This is a genomic window from Streptomyces sp. NPDC017246, from assembly GCF_044331325.1.
Lineage (GTDB): Bacteria > Actinomycetota > Actinomycetes > Streptomycetales > Streptomycetaceae > Streptomyces.
Genome location: NZ_JBIRMW010000001.1, coordinates 485,666 through 503,546, shown reverse-complemented (window position 1 = coordinate 503,546; position 17,881 = coordinate 485,666). Strand labels below are relative to the sequence as shown.

The following is a 17,881-nucleotide window of genomic DNA, read 5'->3' as shown; positions in this document are numbered from 1 at the left end:
GGGACGGGCGGGACTCAGGCGGTGATCCAGTCGCTGGTCGCGATCACCGGCTGGACGCCGTCACGGTGGACGGTGCCCTCGATCAGGCCGTACATCCGGTCCGCCGCGAAGTACACCTCGTTGTCGTTCTCGAGGTCGAAGGGCTCCAGGTCCACCAGGAAGTGGTGCTTGTTCGGCAGGTTGAGCCGGACCTCGTTGACCGTGGAGACGTTGTCCAGGACCCGGTCGGCCATCGCGTGCAGGGTCTGCTGGAGCGAGTAGCTGTACGTCTCCGCGAACGCCTCCAGCACGTGCCGCCGCACCTTCTGGTACGAGCGGTCCCAGTCGTGCTCCTCGTCCGCCGCCGCCGGGGCCGAGTTCGCCCAGCGGGCGGTGACCTTGGTGGCGAGGATCCGGTCGTACGCCTCCTTGAGCGTCGTGTACCGGTCCTTGACGAAGCCGTGGAACTCGGAGTTCGTCGAGTTCATGACGGTGAGCTCCTTGAGGCCCGAGAGGACCTGGAGTCCGGTGTTCGCCGAGTAGGTGATCTGTGCGGTGCGGACCTCCTGGCCCTTGCGGACGAAGGAGTGCTGTTCCTTGCGGGTGGGGACGGAGATCCGCTCCCAGGCGTACTCCTCGACCCGGATCTGCGCCAGGACGTGCTTGCTCATGTGCTGCTCAGCTCCTGCGGGTACGTGGATACGGATATCCCGTACGCCCGGCGTCCAGCGCCCCCGTCGTCCCTGAGGGTCCGCTCCCCGCCGTCCGGCCCGTGAACGGCGGGCCGCCCCGGGACTGACGAGCATCCCGGTCCGTAGGTTTCGCTCGAAGATATGTCCCCTTCAGGCCACTGGCAATGGGGGAGCGGCGGGTGCCGGGAGGCCCCGCTCGTACGGGAAGCGTCAAGACGGGCATTCGCGGCGTTAGGGGCACGTCAACGGAGGCGGCGAGCGGCCGGGAGGGAGGTTTCCTCATCTCGTCCGAGAATCCGTTTCTCGTCCGAGAACCCTTTCTTCCTTCTTCCTGCATCCGGGAGCTCACGATGGCCGACGTGGCCTTCGTCGTCACCACGATCGCGGTCTTCGCGCTGGTGGCCTTCATCGCCAAGGGGGTGGCCAAGCTGTGAGTGCCGAGAACATCGTCGGTCTGCTCGTGGCCGCCGCCCTGCTTGGCTATCTCGTCCTCGCCCTCGTCAAGCCCGAGAGGTTCTGAGTACGGATATGAGTCCCGTCCTCGCTGGGATCCTCCAGCTCCTCGCGCTGATCGTCGCGCTCGGCCTGTCGTACCGGCCGCTCGGCGACCACATGGCCCGGGTCTACTCCTCCGACAGGCACCTGCGGGTCGAGAAGTGGATCTACCGGGCCATCGGCGCCAACCCGTCGGTGGAGATGCGCTGGCCGGCGTACCTGCGCGGCGTCCTGGCCTTCTCCGCCGTGAGCGTCCTGTTCCTCTATCTCCTCCAGCGGGTGCAGGGCTCGCTGCCCGGCTCGCTCGGCTTCGTGTCGATCGACCCCGACCAGGCCTTCAACACGGCCGCCTCCTTCGTGGCCAACACCAACTGGCAGTCGTACTACGGCGAACAGGCCATGGGCCATGTCGTACAGACCGGCGGCCTCGCGGTGCAGAACTTCGTGTCGGCGGCGGTGGGCATCGCGGTCGCCGTCGCCCTGGTCCGCGGCTTCGCCCGGTCCCGTACCGGAGAACTGGGCAACTTCTGGGCCGACCTGGTCCGGGGCGTCGTCCGCATCCTGCTCCCGATCTCCGTGATCGGCGCGCTGGTGCTGGTCGCCTGCGGTGCGATCCAGAACTTCGCCGGCATCCACGAGGTCGGCCAGTTCACGGGCGGGTCGCAGCAGTGGAACGGCGGGGCGGTCGCCTCGCAGGAGGTCATCAAGGAGCTGGGCACCAACGGCGGCGGCTACTTCAACGCCAACTCGGCCCACCCCTTCGAGAACCCCGACGGGCTCTCCAACCTCTTCGAGATCTATCTGATCCTGCTCATCCCCTTCGCGCTGACCCGCACCTTCGGCCGCATGGCCGGCTCGCTCAGGCAGGGGTACGCGATCCTCGGCGCGATGGCCACCATCTGGCTCGGCTTCACCGCGCTGATGATGTGGACCGAGTTCGCCCACCACGGGCCGGCGTTCGACCTGGCCGGCGGCGCCATGGAGGGCAAGGAGACCCGCTTCGGGATCGGCGGCTCGTCGCTCTTCGCGGTCGCCACCACGCTGACCTCCACGGGAGCCGTGAACTCCTTCCACTCCTCGTACACCGGCTTCGGCGGCGGCATCACGATGCTGGGCATGCAGCTCGGCGAGATCGCGCCCGGCGGTGTCGGCTCCGGCCTCTACGGCATGCTGATCATGGCGGTCATCGCCGTGTTCATCGCCGGCCTGATGGTCGGCCGCACCCCGGAGTACCTGGGCAAGAAGATCGGCACCCGCCAGATCACGTTCGCGGCCTGCTACCTCCTCGTCACCCCCGCCCTCGTCCTCGGCTTCACGGCGGTCGCGATGGCCCTGGACACCCCGGCGCACTCCATGACGAACTCCGGCGCGCACGGCTTCTCCGAGATCCTCTACGCCTACACCTCGGGCGCCAACAACAACGGCTCGGCCTTCGCCGGTCTCAACGCGGACACCCAGTGGTTCAACTCGACCATCGGCCTCGCGATGCTGCTCGGCCGGTTCCTCCCCATGGTGTTCGTCCTCGCGCTCGCCGGCTCGCTCGCCGAGCAGACACCCGTACCGGAGACGGCGGGCACCCTGCGCACCGAGAAACCGCTGTTCACCGGCCTCCTCGTCGGCACCATCATGATCATCGCCGGTCTCACCTACTTCCCGGCCCTCGCGCTGGGACCGCTCGCCGAAGGGCTCGCAGCATGAGCACCATCACTCCCACCCGGCCCCCGGAGGCGGGGGCGCCCGACGGCCGTCCGGCCGGGACCGGACGCGTCGGCGGTGGACTGTTCGACCCGAGGCAGCTGGTGAAGTCCTTCCCGGACGCCCTCCGCAAGCTCGACCCCCGGATCATGGTCAAGTCCCCCGTCATGTTCGTGGTGCTGATCGGGTCGCTGGTCACCACCGCGCTGGCCGTGACGAACCCCGGCGACCTGTTCGGCTGGGCGATCACCGCCTGGCTCTGGCTCACCACGGTCTTCGCCAACCTGGCGGAGGCCGTGGCCGAGGGCCGAGGCAAGGCACAGGCCGACACCCTGCGCAGGGCCAGGACCGACACCGTCGCCCGCCGGATCACCACGACCGGCGAGGAGGAGGTGCCCGGCACCGAGCTCCGCGTCGGCGACCTGGTGGTCTGCGAGGCCGGCGACATCATCCCCGGCGACGGAGACGTCGTCGAGGGCGTCGCGAGCGTGGACGAGTCCGCGATCACGGGCGAATCGGCCCCGGTCATCCGTGAGTCGGGCGGCGACCGGTGCGCGGTGACGGGCGGCACGAAGGTGCTGTCCGACCGGATCGTCGTCAAGATCACGACCAAGCCCGGCGAGACCTTCATCGACCGGATGATCGGCCTCGTCGAGGGCGCCGCCCGGCAGAAGACCCCCAACGAGATCGCGCTCAACATCCTGCTCGCCTCGCTGACCATCGTCTTCCTGCTCGCCGTCGTCACCCTCAAGCCCTTCGCGATCTACGCGGGAGCCGACGAGCAGACCTCCCTCATCGTCCTCACGGCCCTGCTCGTCTGCCTGATCCCGACCACGATCGGCGCGCTGCTCTCCGCGATCGGCATCGCCGGCATGGACCGGCTCGTCCAGCGCAATGTGCTCGCGATGTCGGGCCGCGCGGTCGAAGCCGCCGGTGACGTGTCGACCCTGCTGCTCGACAAGACCGGCACGATCACCCTGGGCAACCGGCAGGCCTCGGAATTCGTCCCCGTCGCCGGGACCACGGAGGCCGAACTGGCGGACGCCGCCCAGCTGTCGTCCCTCGCCGACGAGACCCCGGAGGGCCGCTCGATCGTGGTCCTGGCGAAGGAGAGGTACGGGCTGCGCGAGCGCCGCCGGAACGAACTCGCCGGCGCCGAGTGGATCGAGTTCACCGCCCAGACCCGGATGTCGGGCGTCGACGTGGACGGAGAGAAGGTACGCAAGGGCGCGACCGGTTCGGTCGTGGCATGGGTGGAGGAGCGGGGCGGCCGTGTCTCCGAGGACACGCAGACGCTCACCGACCGGATCTCCCAGGCCGGCGGCACCCCGCTGCTCGTGGCCCTGGAGGACGGCGAGGGCGCCCGGGTCCTGGGCGTCGTCCACCTCAAGGACGTCGTGAAGGAGGGCATGCGGGAGCGGTTCGACGAACTGCGCCGCATGGGCATCCGTACGGTCATGATCACCGGCGACAACCCGCTGACCGCGAAGGCCATCGCCGAGGAGGCGGGCGTCGACGACTTCCTCGCCGAGGCGACGCCCGAGGACAAGATGGCGCTCATCAAGCGGGAGCAGGCCGGCGGAAAGCTCGTCGCGATGACCGGCGACGGCACGAACGACGCCCCCGCGCTCGCGCAGGCGGACGTCGGCGTGGCGATGAACACGGGCACGTCGGCCGCGAAGGAGGCCGGCAACATGGTCGACCTCGACTCCGACCCGACCAAGCTCATCGAGATCGTCGAGATCGGCAAGCAACTCCTCATCACCCGAGGAGCGTTGACGACCTTCTCGATCGCCAACGACGTGGCGAAGTACTTCGCGATCATCCCCGCGATGTTCGCCGTCGCCCACCCGTCGCTCGACAGGCTCAACATCATGGGCCTGTCCTCGCCCGAGTCCGCGATCCTCTCGGCCGTGGTCTTCAACGCGCTGATCATCGTCGCGCTCGTGCCCCTCGCCCTGAAGGGCGTGCGCTACCGGCCGTCCGGCGCGGACTCGATGCTCCGGCGGAACCTGGGGATCTACGGCCTCGGCGGCCTGATCGCCCCCTTCGTCGGCATCAAGATCATCGACCTGGTCCTCTCCCTCATCCCCGGAATCGGCTGACGCGCATGAACAACTCCGTAGGAAACACCGGACGCCTGCTCTGGGCGGGCCTCCGCGCCCTCCTCGTCCTGACCGTCGTGTGCGGCGTCCTCTACCCGCTCGCCGTCACCGGCATCGCCCAAGCCGCCTTCCCCGCACGGGCGAACGGCTCCGAGGTCACCGACGCGAGCGGCAGGGTCGTCGGCTCCGAACTGATCGGCCAGCGATACGACCTGCCGCTGAAGGAGGGCGAGGAGGCGGCGGCCCCGGACCTGAGGTGGTTCCAGCCGCGCCCCTCCAACGGCCTGGGCTCCAACAGCGTCAACACCCGGTACTCGATCATCCTCTCCGGCGCCACGAACCGCTCGGGCGACAACGCGGAGCTGATCCAGTGGGTCACGGACGCGAAGGCGGCCGTGGTCGAGGACAACTCCACGGCCACGTACACGGTGAAGCCGTCGGACGTCCCCGCCGACGCCGTCACCTCCTCCGGCTCCGGCCTGGACCCGCACATCTCCCCGGAGTACGCGAAGCTCCAGGTCCACCGCATCGCCGAGAAGAACGGCCTCGACGTCGCGGCGGTCGACACGCTGGTCGCCGACCACACCGACACCCGCGTCCTCGGCTTCATCGGCGAGCCCCGCGTCAACGTCCTCCGGCTCAACATCGCGCTGAGGGCGCTGGTGGCGGCGAAGGGCTGAGCCGCGACCGGCGGACGGCGGGCCGGGCGTCGACGGGCGTTCGTCGACAGCCGGCTCGTCACTGGGCTGTCGTCAGCGGGCCCCGGGAAGCACCCGGGTCTCGGCCACCGGCAGCCCCTTGACCCACCAGTGGTCGTACCGGCCGTAGACCCGGGGGTCCCGGGCCGCGAGGAAGCCGCCGAGCGCCGCGGCCTCGCCCGCGAGTTCCTCCCACACCCGGGCGGACAGCGGGTGGAAGGCCGAGGCCTCGACGCCTCCCTCGACGGGGCGCCAGACGCCGGCCACGTACCCGTCGACGAGCAGCGTCGGCAGGGTGTCGCCGTTCACACGGATCACGTGCTTGCGGTACTCGGCCGGGATGACACGGCTGCGGTCCGCGTAGGCCAGCAGGACGCTGTCCCACATCGCCATCAGCCGGGGCGGAGCCGGAACGTCCCCGTCGGGCAGCGGCGCCCCCGGCACGTCGTAGAGCACCGTCCCCTCGGGCCCCTCCAGGTGCTCCAGTTCGCCGTCGAGCAGCCGTACCGCCTCGCGCACCTTGCCCCGCGGCGCCAGCGTGAACTGCGCCATGTCGGGTACGGACGCGGGTCCGAAGCCCTCCAGATAGCGCCGGATCAGCACGGCGAGTCCCGCCGTCGACGCCTCCGGGTCGCCGAGCACCGGCAGCGGCCCGCTCGCCGTCACGAACGCCTGCGCCGCCCCGAACGACCACGGCGGCCCCGTCGGCGCGTGCCACAGCGGCGCGTACTGGCGCATCATCCGCCAGACGACGGCCTCCACCGGCCCGCCCCGCGCCTCCTCCAGACGCTCCCGCATCTGGGCACCGGTCCGCGCCTCCCCGGCGTACTCCAGGAGCGCGGGCAGCAGCGCGTCGGCGTCGGCCGCCGTGAACCCCGCGGCCTTGAACCGGGGATCGTGGAGCCGCGAGCCGCGCAGGGTCGGCTCCATGCCCTCCCGGAAGGCCCGGTAGTCCTCGGCGTGCACCAGGTGCAGCGTGAGCCGCATCAGGGTCGATCTGACCAACTCGTAGCTCTCCAGGGCCTTGTCGAGGCGGGCCGGGTCGAAGTCCACGACGCGGTTCCACAACGCCACGTAGGGCGAACCCGGTTGCTGGGCCTGCAGGGCCACCACCCGCCGCACGGCGTCCTCGACACCGATCGTCGCCCGGTCGAGCAGCAACTGCCTTGAAAGAGTGGAGCGGTTGAGTCCGCGCGCGGTGATCGCCATGGTGCGATTCTCCCTCCCCGAGGCCACGAACACACACCGTAGGGTCGTGGCCATGGGGGCTCTGTCGACACACACATCCGTACGACCGCAGGTGCAGGCATCGGGGGCGGCGCCACGCGCGCGTACGGCGGTCCTCCGGCCGGCACCGGTCGTCCCGCGAGGTGGCGCGGAGACCGAGTCGCACCGGCGCGGCATCGCCCTCACCGTGCTCTGCCTCGTCGTCTGCTGCGGCCTGGGACTGCAGTCGTGGACGGCCATGCGGCTCACCGGTTTCGACCTCGGCATATTCGACCAGGCGGTCCGCGCGTACGCGCACGCCGAGCTGCCGAGGTCGTCGATCAAGAACGTCCACCACGAGTTCCCGCCCGGATTCTCCCTCCTCGGCGACCACTTCACCCCGGCGCTCGCCCTGCTCGCGCCGCTGTACTGGGTGTGGGACGACCCGAGGGTCCTCGTCCTCGCGCAGGCCGCGCTGTTCGCCGCCGGCGTGCCGGTGGTCCGGCGCATCGCACGGCACTGCTTCACGGGCGCGGCGCCGCGCACCGTAGAGAGGGCGGCGGATCTCGGCGGCCTGGTGTACGCACTGGGGTGGCCGCTCCTCACCTCCGCGTACAACGGCTTCCACGAGGTGGCCTTCGCGGTGCCGTTCACCCTGCTCATGCTGGAACGCGGCCTCGCCCACCGGTACGGCGCGGCGGCCTGCTGGGCGGCCCTGCTGTGTACGGCCAAGGAGGACATGGGACTGGTCGTCGGCGCCTTCGGCCTGGTCCTGGCGGTACGGGCCCACCGCTCCGGCCACCGGACGGGCAGGACCACCGGGCTCGCGCTCGCCCTGGCCGGGCCGCTGGTGTCCGCCCTCGTGATCTGCTGGTTCCTGCCGGCGATGGGCGGCCCCGAGGGCTACTACTGGTCGTACGGGAGCCTCGGCGCCGACCCGGGCGCCGCCCTGGCCCGTGTCCTCACCGAGCCGTGGGTCCTCGTCCAGGTCGCCGTCACCCCGACCGTGAAGGTCGCCATGGTGGCCTGGATCCTGGGCACCCTGGCCCTGCTCCCGCTGGGCTCCCCGACCTTCCTGCTCGCCGTACCCCTCCTCGCGGAACGGGTCCTCTCGGACAACCCCAACCACTGGCCGGTGATCAACCACTACGACGCCTTCCTGTGGCCGATCCTCCTGACGGCGGCGCTCGAGACGCTGGGGCGTCCGCACGGGCAGAGCCCGTGGTCCCGCCGCCTGTTCCGCCCGCCGTCCCTCCCGTGGGCGGTCACCGTGGGGATCGTCCTCTCCTCGGCGGCGTCCGTCGGCCTGGGCCTGATCCTCTTCGTCCAGCCGGGCGCGTGGCGGGCCCCGGCCGACAGGAACGCCCTCGCGGCGGCGGCGGAACTCATCCCGGACGGAGCCACGGTGGAGGCGGACAACGCCGTCGCGCCCCGGCTCACCGCCCGGACACGGGTGGTCATAGCGGACGCGACCCCACGGGGCGCCGACTGGGTCCTCCTCCGGGTGTGGGGCCGGACGTTCCCCTTCGCCTCGCTCGAAGACCAACAGCGGCGCGTGGCCCTCCTCCTGGCCCACGGCTACACGGAGGTCCGGCACCAGGAGGGTGCGGTCCTCCTCCACCGCACGACCCGGACCCCGATCCCCGGCATGCGTCTCCCGGGCGCGCACAGCACGCCGATCCGGGAGGCCGTACCCGGGGACGTGGGCACCAGCCTCTTCCTGCGGTAGCCGCACAAGGCGCGGGCGCGTTCTGGACGCCGCCGGTTCACCGAACCCACCTCCGGGGGACACGCGGTTCTCACCCGCCCTCGTGACCATCGCCGCATGACCTTCACCTTCCGGGCCGCGCGCCCGGCCGCCGCCGGTTCCGCCGTCGCCCTCGCCGTCGCCGTCGCGCTCCTCTCCCCGACCTCGCCCGCGTACGCCGCGAGCAACGCCGTCCCGACGTACGAGGTGAAGATCAACCTCACCGCTGCCGCGCTCGACGCCTCCCACGCCCCGAGCGCGGCGGTCAAGTCGGCGTTCGGCATCACCGGTTCGGCCAAGGCCCGCTCGTACAGCTACTACGACACCGACGCCCTGGCGCTCGACGCCGAGGGATGGAGCGTCCGCCTCCGCCACAAGGACGGCTCCTCCTTCGAGGAGACCTACAAGAAGCGCTTCCCCGTCACCGGCGGGAACATCGACGCCGCGCTCACCACGGCCAACGCCGCCGGCTTCGACAGCGGCGACACCAACTACGAGGCCGAGGTCGACTGGGGCTACGCCAAGCAGACGCTCAGCTTCAGCAACGAGAAGAGCCGCAGCGCCAAGGGCTACTCGGGCACCTCGCTGCCGACGAGCACCACCGGCCGCGGCTGGCTGGTCGGCGACATCCCCGGCAAGCTGGAGGACTGGCGCAGCGCCGCCTGGGGCACGAACACCCTCCAGGCCTCCCGCGCGCACGGCCCGGTGACCGCGAAGGTGTACGGCGGAGCCTGGGGCGCCTCGGACGACGCGAGCGTCGAGGTGCTGCCGGTGGTCGGCGCGGGCGGGACGGGCACGGAGTACGTGGTCGAGCTGTCGTTCAAGACCGACTCGTACGCCGACGCGGCCGAGCTGCACGGGGACGCGATCGACGTCGCCGAGGCCAACGGCTGGCTGTACCACGGGGACATCCTCAAGACGCAGCTGATCCTCGACCGCTACTGAGCGCGGGTCCTGCACCGGGCGCGGGTCCTGCCCCGAGCGCAGGCCCCGTCCCGAGCCACCCGTTCACCCAGGACTCCCCTCGTCGTCGTCCACACGATGCCCACCGTTGTGGCCGGAATTGGACCATGAGGCGCCCCCACGGGCGACATCCATGTGTTCAAAGGGAGTTCAGATGAATCCGCGCCTCCTGCGCCGGCCTGCCGTCGTGGTACTGCCGCTGTCCACCGCGCTCGCGCTCTCGGTGGTCATGGGTACGGCCGAGGCGGAGCCGGCGCGGCACGGCTCCGCCGCCCGGGTCGTCTCCACCTCGACCCTGCCGGACATCCCGCTGGCCGGCTTCAGCAACGGCCTGCTCCCCGGCAGTGTCGACGACGACCGGGACGTCGACCTGGGAGGCATCGGCAGCGACCTGTACCCGGCCGAGCGGCGGGGCGAGTACTGGACGGTCACCGACCGGGGCCCCAACGGCCAGATAGCGGTGGGCAAGGACAAGCGGCGCACCTTCCCGGTCCCCGGCTTCGACCCGGCGATCGTGAAGGTCCGCACGGTCGGCGGCCGGATCCAGGTCGTGAAGTCGATCCCGCTCACCACCGCGTCGGGCGCCCCGGTCACCGGCCTGCCGAACCAGCCGGGCCGCGACGAGGCCCCGTACGACTACAACGCCACGACCCCGCTCGCGTACAACCCGAACGGCCTCGACACCGAGGGTCTCGTACGGGACCGGGACGGCAGCTTCTGGCTGGTGGACGAGTACGGCCCCTCGCTGGTGCACGTCTCCGCGAAGGGCCGGGTCCTCGCCCGCCACGTCCCCAAGGGCCTCGGCCTGACCGGCGCGGACTACCCGGTGATCGAGTCGCTGCCGGGGGTCTTCCTCAAGCGCAAGATCAACCGCGGCTTCGAGGGCCTCGCGCTGCTCCCCGACGGCGACCTGGTCATGGCCCTGCAGAGCCCGCTGCTCAACCCCGACAAGGCCACGGGCGAGGAGTCCCGCACGACGAGGCTGCTGCGCTTCTCGACCCGCGAGAACCGGGTCACGGCCGAGTACGCCTACGGCTTCGACCCGGTCGGCGTCGTCGAGCCCGGCCAGACGAAGACGTCCGAACTGAAGATCTCCTCGATCGTGGCGCTCGGCGGCGACCGCCTCCTGGTCCAGGAGCGCACCGACAAGTCCTCCCGCGCCTACGAGGTACGCCTCCGCCGCGGCGCCGACATCCTCGGCTCCCCCTGGGACACCACGGCCACCCCCACCCTGGAACAGGCCACCGACGCCCCGCTCCTGAGCAAGCGCCTGGTGGTCGACTTCAACACCGTCGCGGGAGTCCCCGGCAAGGTCGAGGGCATCGCCCTGGAAGGCTCCTCCACCCTGGTCCTCGTCAACGACAACGACTTCGGCATGACGGACGGCCCCGAGGCCTTCGACACGAACGGCCGCCTGGTCGACAGCACCATCGAAACCACCCTGGTCCGCGTAAGGCTCCCCCGCCCCCTCCGCTGACCGCCAGGACACCCAGGCCCCCTCGGCACCAGAGCCCCGCCGAGGGGGCTTCGCGCTGCCCCGACCAGCAAAAAGACCCTCCCGAAGGAGGGTCAATCGCGGAGCGCCCCCGGCAGGACTCGAACCTGCGGCCAAGTGCTTAGAAGGCACCTGCTCTATCCACTGAGCTACGGGGGCCGGGTGGTGGCCGTGTGGCCAGGAGCCCCTTTTGGGTGGGGTGTGGCCTGTCGGGACAAGGATAGGGCTCCGATCGCCTTGGCCCGGTTGCTTCACCTGCGTGGCACGATGTGGAGGTTCGGTGAAGCGGAACGATAATCGCAGGCAGGTGCGATTCGCGCAGCGCTTTTCGCGTCGCTCGGGGCGGGTGTTGTGCACTCGTTATGCCTGAGCTTCCGGTCGCCACCCCTCTCTTCGGCGCGCAGGGCCGCAATAGGCTTCAAAAACACTCATAAATTGGGCATTCTTCGCATGTGGTGACCTTGGACGAACGGCCTCAGCTGATCGACGCACTCTCCGCCCTGCGCGACCGTGTCGCCGCCGTGCGTCTCCCCCTGCCCCTTCCCGACACGCCACGCGCCCGGCAGACCAGAGCCGAGCTGCTCGCCCAGCTCGACGACTACCTGGTCCCCAGGCTCAAAGATCCCGACGCCCCGCTCCTCGCCGTCGTCGGCGGTTCCACCGGGGCCGGCAAGTCCACGCTCGTCAACTCCCTTGTGGGACGGCGCGTCAGCGAGTCGGGTGTGCTCCGGCCCACCACTCGTACACCTGTGCTCGTCTGCCACCCCGAGGACCACCACTGGTTCGCCGGAATGCGCGTCCTCCCTCAGCTCACCCGCGTCTGGCTGCCCCAGGCCGACGAGGACCACCCCGCCGACGAGCCGCCCCCCGAGGAGAACGCCCTGCGCGTCGAGACGGCCTCCTCCATGCCCCGCGGCCTCGCCCTCCTCGACGCGCCCGACATCGACTCCCTCGTCGTCGAGAACCGGCTCCTCGCCTCCGAGTTGATCTGCGCCGCCGACATCTGGGTGATGGTCACCACCGCGTCGCGGTACGCCGACGCCGTGCCCTGGCACCTCCTCCGTACCGCCAAGGAGTACGACGCCACCCTCGTCACCGTCCTCGACCGCGTCCCCCACCAGGTCATCGGCGAGGTCTCCCGCCAGTACGAGGCCCTGCTCGACAAGGCGGGCCTCGGCGACGTGCCCCGCTTCACCATCCCCGAACTCCCCGAGTCCGCCGACGGCGGCAGCGGGCTGCTCCCCGACTCCGCCGTCGCCGCCCTGCGCGGCTGGCTCGCCCACCGCGCCCAGGACCCCGCCGCCCGCCAGCAGGCCGCCGACCGGACCGCCACCGGCGTCATCGACTCCCTCGACGCCCGGCTCCCCGAGCTCGCCGGCGCGGTCGCCGCGCAGTACGCCGCCGCCGTCCGCCTCGGCGGCGCCGTCGAGGCCGCCTACGGCGAACAGGCCAAGCGGGTCCGCAAGGAGCTGGGCCGGGGCGCCGTCCTCGCCGGGGACGCCCGCACCCGCTGGCGCGGCTACCCCCGCGACAGCACCGCCGACGAACTCCTCGACGCGATCGTCGAGTCCCTCGCCGCCCTCCTCCACTGCGCCGTCTCCGCCGCCGAGGAGAAGGTCCGGGACAGCTGGCGCCGCGAACCCGCCTCCGAGGCCCTCGGTCCCGTGCGGACCGGCGGCGACCGCGAGACGGGGGAGCGGATCGGCGTGGAGGTACGGCGCTGGCGCCGCGTCCTCGAAGAACTGGCCGAGGAGGAGGTGCGGACCGTGGAGCGCCCCTCCACCTCCCGTACGGCCGTCCCCGAGGCCGACACCGTCGCCGCCCTCCTCGCCGCCGCCCTCCTCGGCGGCCGGCGCACCCGGCCCGCGGGCGAACGCCTCGCCGAACTCCTCGGTGCCCAGGCCGCCCTGCGGCTGCGCGACAAGGGCGGCGAACTCGTCCTCTCGTACGTCGACCGTGTCCTGCGCGCCGAACGCGACCGGCGCCTCGCGCCCCTCGAAGCGCTCGACGTGACCCCCGAGCCGCAGGCGGAGCTGATCGCCGCGCTCTCCGTACTGCAGAAGGAGAAGTGACGTGGTGGATGTCGACGGCGAGGCCGATCCCGGTGGGGACGGCGGCACGAGGCGGCGGGGCGACGGGGCTCGCGAGGGCGAGGACGGGCGGGGGAGACGCCTGGGCCGGGAGAGGGAGGACGGGCCGGACCTCGGTCGGGAGAAAGGGCCGGACCTCGGCCGCGAGGAGGACGGCGACCGCGTCCCCTGGGACGACGGACTGATCGCGCGCCGCGCCGGCCGGCGGGCCGTCGTCGTCGCCGACTCCCGCGCCGAGGAGACGGACCCGCGGGAGGAGGACAACCTGCCGCCCCTCGGCGGGCACTACGGCGGCCCCCTGCGCAGCCGCCTCGACGCCCTCCACGAGCTCGTCGGGCTCTCCCGTACACGGGTCGAGAGCGAGGCCCTCGCCGAGGCCGGGCGGGTGCTCGACGAGGCCGCCGCCCGCCAGCGGCTCTCCTCCCGGCACACCGTGATCGCGATCGCCGGCGCCACCGGCAGCGGCAAGTCCACGCTCTTCAACGCCCTCGCCGGAGTCCCCGTCTCCGAGACCGGACTCCGCCGCCCCACCACCTCCGCACCCATCGCGCTCAGCTGGTCCGAGGGCGCCGCCGGGCTGCTCGACCGGCTCGCCGTCCCCGGCCGGCTGCGCCGCCGCCCCCTCGCGGGCGGCGCCGCCGACACCGAGCTCCAGGGACTCGTCCTCATCGACCTGCCCGACCACGACTCGGCGGTCACCGCCCACCGCGACCAGGTCGACCGGGTCCTCGGCCTCGTCGACGCCGTCATCTGGGTCGTCGACCCCGAGAAGTACGCGGACGCCGCCCTCCACGAGCGCTACCTCCGGCCGCTCGCCGGGCACGCCGAGGTCACCTTCGTCGTCCTCAACCAGATCGACCGGCTCGGTACGGAGGCCGCCGACCTGGTCCTCGACGACCTGCGCCGCCTCCTCGACGAGGACGGTGTCGCGCTCGGCGAGCACGGCGAGCCCGGCGCCACCGTTCTCGCCGTCTCCGCGCTGACCGGCGAGGGCGTCCCCGAACTGCGGGACATGGTCGCCGCATTCGTCCAGGAACGCACCGCCCCCGAACGCCGGCTCGCCGCCGACGTCGACGCGGCCGCGGCCCGGCTGCGGCCCGCCTATCTCGCCGACGGACGGCCCGGACTCGACGAACGGGCCCGGGAGGCCTTCACGGACCGGCTCGCGGTCGCCGTCGGCGCCCAGGCCGCGGGCGAGGCCGCCGAACGGGTCTGGCGCCGGGGCGCCATCCGCGCCTGCGGCACCCCCTGGCTACGGCTCTACCGCTGGTACGAGCGGATCCGCGAGCACGGCTCCACCGACCCCCACCTCGCCGGCCCGGTCGAGGAGGAGCTGACGGCACGCCAGCGGGTGGAGCAGGCCGTACGGGTCGTCGCCGACGAGGCGTCGCGCGGACTTCCGACGCCCTGGGCACAGGCGGTGCGCGAGGCGGCGGCGCGCGGGGCGGAGGGGCTCCCCGAGGCCCTGGACGAGCTGACGGTCACCATCGGCGACGCGGCGGCCCGGCCTCCCCGGCCCGCCTGGTGGCCCGCCGCCGTCCTCGCCCAGGTCGTCATGACGCTCCTGCAGATCTTCGGAGCGCTCTGGCTGATGGGGCAGATCGTCGGCGTCGTCGAACCGGGGCTGCTCCCGCCGGTCCTGGTGATGCTCGGCGGCATCATCGGCGGACCGCTCGTCGAATGGGCCTGCGAGGGAGCGGTCAAGGGCCCGGCCAGGCGCTACGGGCAGGAGGCCGAACGGCGCCTGCGCGAGGCGGCGGCGGCCTGCGGCCGGGCCCGGGTGCTCGACCCGGTGGCCGCGGAGCTGATGCGCTACCGGGAGGTGCGCGAGCAGTACGCGACGGTGGTCGGTACGCGGCCTTCGGCGCGGATCGTCGGCGGGGGCCGCGGCGGTGTGGGCCGACTGGGTGCGACGCGGGCGGGGGTTCGGGGGAGGTAACTCGGCTGTGGGGTGGCGGGGTGGCGGGGCGATGGGATGGGGGATGGGGGGGGCGCCGGGGCGCCGCGCCTGGGTGCCTGCCCCTCCGGTTCACGCTTCCGGTACGCCTCCGGTTCACGCCCCCGGTTCGTCCTTCCGGTTCACCCTCCCGAGTGGGGGAGTTGTCCACTTTTCCGTCTCTGTCCACAGCCCCCGGCGAGATCTTCTCCGCCGTCCCACGATGGTGCGGACCGGTCGCGGACCGGTTGCGAAACGGAAGAAGACAGCAGACCGAACGCAGGGTGGGGGACGGGATCATGAACGACACGACGGTGACGCTCGTCGGCAATGTGGCGACGGCGGTGGAGTACCGGGACACGGCCACGGGCGGGGTGGCCAGGTTCCGCTTCGCGGTGTCGGCGCGCCGCTGGGACCGGGAGAAGGGGCTCTGGTCCGACGGGCCGACCAGCTTCTACACGGTGTCGGCCTGGCGCTCGCTCGGGGCCAATCTCGCGGCCTCGGTGTCCGTCGGGGAACCGCTCGTGGTGCACGGCCGCTTGAGGGTGCGTGAGGACGAGCGGGACGGGCAGCGCAAGACGTTCGTGGACGTGGCGGCGCTGGCGGTGGGCCACGATCTGAGCAGGGGGACGGCGGCCTTCCGGCGCGCGGTGAGGTCGGATCCGAGGGCCGATTCCCGGCCCGACCCCAGGTCAGAGCCCTGGTCGGAGCCCCGGTTCGAGCCCGGTCCGGACTCCGTGTCAGATGCGGGGGCGGGGTCGGGGACACTGTCGGACGGCAGGCGGGGTGCGGGGCCGGTGCTCGGCCCCGCGTCGGAGCCGGACCCGTGGGCGACGGCGGCCGCGGACGCCGTGGCCGAGGAGACAACCCGGTTGGTGACCGTTCCCTGACCTTGAGTTGTGGCGATTTGTCGACCAACTCGCCCTGCCCGATAACGATTCCGATTCGGAATGGTTATCTGACCGTATGGCCGGGCACCGGGGGGTTCCGCATCCCTAGGATTCCCGGGTACTCATGTGGCACGTGAGCCCATCGGGTCTGTGATCTGCTGGCGTGCGCTCCCCCCACGCGAATCAACATGTTCGTGGAGCGACTCGCCCGGAGGGGAAAGCAATGTATTCAGTACGTGGCCGAGGCGCTGCCCGCCTCGCCGCCGCCGCCCTCGTTTCCGGCCTTGTCATGGCCGGTGCGATAGCGACCGCCGGTCCTGCGCTTGCCGAGGACGGTGCCCCGGGCACCGGCGGCGTGACGGCGAAGCTCGGCGGCATGACCGACCGTGACGATGTCAAGATCGTCGAGAAGGACGGCTCGCACTGGGGCGTCAAGGGCGGTCTCTTCAAGATGCAGGTCGAGGGCGGGGGAACTCTCCAGACCTACTGCATCGACCTCCGGACGCCGGCCAAGCACGACTTCGACTACAAGGAAGTCGGCTGGGACGAGTCCTCCCTGCACAACAACGAGAACGCCGGAAAGATCCTCTGGGTCCTCGAGAACGGCTACCCGAAGCTCTCCGCCGAGGAGCTCGGCAAGAAGCTCGACGTCGACCTGTCGAAGAACGAGGCCGCCGCAGCCACCCAGGCCGCGATCTGGACCCTGTCCGACAACGTGACGGCGACGCCGAAGAGCCCGGACGCGCAGAAGCTCACCGAGCAGCTGCTGAAGGACGCGGTCAAGCTCGAGGAGCCGAAGGCCTCCCTCTCGCTCTCCCCGTCCTCGGTCGCGGGCAAGGCCGGTGACCGGCTCGGCCCGATCACCGTCTCCACCAACGCCCAGATCGCCAAGCTGGCGACCGCCCCGGGCACCCCGGACGGCGTCAAGATCGTGGACAAGGACGGCAAGCCCGTCACCGAGGCCAAGAACGGCGACCAGGTCTACTTCGACGTTCCCGCCGGCACCGCCGACGGCGCGGCCGAGCTGACCGCCGAAGCCACCACCAAGGTCTCCCTGGGCCGCGCGTTCGTCTCCATCGACGGCCCGTCGCAGACCCTGATCCTGGCCGGCTCCAGCGACTCCACCGTCACCGCGAAGGCCTCGGCCACGTGGGCGAAGAAGGGTGCTGTCCCGGCCGTCACGGTCGCCAAGGACTGCGCCAAGGGCGGCCTGGAGATCATCGCCTCCAACAAGGGCGACGAGGCCTGGACCTTCGACCTGAAGGGCACCTCCTACTCCATCGCCCCCGGTGAGACGAAGACCGTGACGGTCCCGCTCGCCGAGGACGAGGCGTACAAGTTCACCATCACCGGCCCGAACGGCTTCGAAGAGACCTTCGAGGGCGTCCTGGACTGCAAGACGGCCACCCCCGGCCCGAAGCCGTCCGAGACCCCCACCACGGAGCCCTCGACCGAGCCCTCCCCGTCGACCTCCGGTCCCACGACCGGTGACACCACGGGCGGCACCGGCACCACCGGCTCCACCACGACCGGTGGCGGCGACCTCGCCGAGACCGGCAGCTCCAACGCCACTCCGATGATCGCCGGCATCGCCGCCGCGCTCGTCGTGGTCGGCGGCGGCGCGGTGTTCTTCCTCCGCAAGAAGAAGGCCGCCGGCGCCTGAGGCCGGGCCCCCGGTGCCGGCCCCGCCGGCACCGGGACGCCAGACCTCGCCGAGTGATCCGCGTCACATCGGGATCACCGCGTGAGACCCGCACGACCCCGGACCGCATCCGCGTCCGGGGTCGTCGCACGTCCGGGCCCCGATTCCGCCCCCTACCGCCCGGTACGCCGCCGCCGGGGCCCCTTCGGAGCCTCCGCCCGCGCCTTACCGGTTTCCGCCCGGGGGCG

13 protein-coding genes, 1 tRNA gene and 1 pseudogene are annotated in these 17,881 nt (G+C 71.7%); 12 read left to right on the top strand and 3 right to left on the bottom strand.

Features of this window, described 5'->3' with window-relative positions:
* Positions 1-14: 14 nt before the first annotated feature.
* Positions 15-677, bottom strand: a pseudogene (gene pucL, locus ACH4MY_RS02280) (factor-independent urate hydroxylase); the annotation flags it as partial.
* Positions 678-850: 173 nt separating this feature from the next.
* On the opposite strand from pucL, the gene ACH4MY_RS02275 reads away from it, so the two are divergent.
* From ACH4MY_RS02275 to ACH4MY_RS02255, 5 genes are read left to right on the top strand one after another with little or no spacing between them, the layout of a single operon-like run.
* Entirely contained in the window at positions 851-1,105 is a 255-nt protein-coding gene (locus ACH4MY_RS02275; protein ID WP_397996287.1) for a hypothetical protein, read from the top strand.
* On the top strand, positions 1,102-1,191 hold the full coding sequence (kdpF, locus tag ACH4MY_RS02270) for a K(+)-transporting ATPase subunit F (protein WP_033204243.1): 90 nt from the start codon (positions 1,102-1,104) through the stop codon (positions 1,189-1,191). Before ACH4MY_RS02275 ends, kdpF begins: the two co-directional genes overlap by 4 nt.
* 8 nt (positions 1,192-1,199) lie before the next feature.
* A complete protein-coding gene (kdpA, locus tag ACH4MY_RS02265) occupies positions 1,200-2,864 on the top strand; it encodes a potassium-transporting ATPase subunit KdpA (RefSeq protein ID WP_397996284.1) in 1,665 nt (554 codons plus the stop codon).
* Positions 2,861-4,966 carry a potassium-transporting ATPase subunit KdpB gene (gene kdpB / locus ACH4MY_RS02260; protein WP_397996281.1) on the top strand — a complete coding sequence of 702 codons (2,106 nt, stop codon included), beginning with the start codon at positions 2,861-2,863 and terminating at the stop codon, positions 4,964-4,966. Before kdpA ends, kdpB begins: the two co-directional genes overlap by 4 nt.
* Before the next feature lie 5 nt (positions 4,967-4,971).
* Complete coding sequence (locus tag ACH4MY_RS02255) at positions 4,972-5,646, top strand: potassium-transporting ATPase subunit C (RefSeq protein WP_397996279.1); 675 nt, start codon at positions 4,972-4,974, stop codon at positions 5,644-5,646.
* Positions 5,647-5,718: 72 nt separating this feature from the next.
* Here ACH4MY_RS02255 and ACH4MY_RS02250 read toward each other — a convergent pair whose 3' ends face one another.
* Positions 5,719-6,873: a winged helix DNA-binding domain-containing protein gene (locus ACH4MY_RS02250; RefSeq protein ID WP_397996276.1), complete on the bottom strand. Its 1,155-nt coding sequence runs from the start codon at positions 6,871-6,873 to the stop codon at positions 5,719-5,721.
* 52 nt (positions 6,874-6,925) lie between these two features.
* On the opposite strand from ACH4MY_RS02250, the gene ACH4MY_RS02245 reads away from it, so the two are divergent.
* The 3 genes from ACH4MY_RS02245 to ACH4MY_RS02235 all read left to right on the top strand — a co-directional run bounded on the left by ACH4MY_RS02245 (position 6,926) and on the right by ACH4MY_RS02235 (position 11,057).
* A complete protein-coding gene (locus tag ACH4MY_RS02245) occupies positions 6,926-8,599 on the top strand; it encodes a DUF2079 domain-containing protein (RefSeq protein WP_397996274.1) in 1,674 nt (557 codons plus the stop codon).
* A 96-nt stretch (positions 8,600-8,695) separates the two neighbouring features.
* The gene (locus tag ACH4MY_RS02240; RefSeq protein ID WP_397996271.1) at positions 8,696-9,562 is read left to right on the top strand and encodes a hypothetical protein; all 867 of its coding nucleotides are present in this window, start codon (positions 8,696-8,698) and stop codon (positions 9,560-9,562) included.
* A gap of 172 nt (positions 9,563-9,734) precedes the next feature.
* Entirely contained in the window at positions 9,735-11,057 is a 1,323-nt protein-coding gene (locus tag ACH4MY_RS02235) for an esterase-like activity of phytase family protein (RefSeq protein WP_397996268.1), read from the top strand.
* Between the two features lie 104 nt (positions 11,058-11,161).
* Here the strand turns inward: ACH4MY_RS02235 and ACH4MY_RS02230 are convergent.
* Positions 11,162-11,234, bottom strand: a tRNA-Arg gene (locus ACH4MY_RS02230).
* A gap of 302 nt (positions 11,235-11,536) precedes the next feature.
* Between ACH4MY_RS02230 and ACH4MY_RS02225 the strand changes: the two genes are divergently transcribed.
* From ACH4MY_RS02225 to ACH4MY_RS02210, 4 genes are all read left to right on the top strand, one after another.
* Entirely contained in the window at positions 11,537-13,147 is a 1,611-nt protein-coding gene (locus ACH4MY_RS02225; protein ID WP_397996265.1) for a dynamin family protein, read from the top strand.
* Between the two features lie 283 nt (positions 13,148-13,430).
* Positions 13,431-15,104: a GTP-binding protein gene (locus ACH4MY_RS02220; RefSeq protein ID WP_397997360.1), complete on the top strand. Its 1,674-nt coding sequence runs from the start codon at positions 13,431-13,433 to the stop codon at positions 15,102-15,104.
* 296 nt (positions 15,105-15,400) lie between these two features.
* The gene (locus ACH4MY_RS02215) at positions 15,401-15,991 is read left to right on the top strand and encodes a single-stranded DNA-binding protein (RefSeq protein WP_397996263.1); all 591 of its coding nucleotides are present in this window, start codon (positions 15,401-15,403) and stop codon (positions 15,989-15,991) included.
* Positions 15,992-16,214: 223 nt separating this feature from the next.
* The gene (locus ACH4MY_RS02210; RefSeq protein ID WP_397996260.1) at positions 16,215-17,654 is read left to right on the top strand and encodes an LAETG motif-containing sortase-dependent surface protein; all 1,440 of its coding nucleotides are present in this window, start codon (positions 16,215-16,217) and stop codon (positions 17,652-17,654) included.
* Positions 17,655-17,881 lie beyond the last annotated feature (227 nt).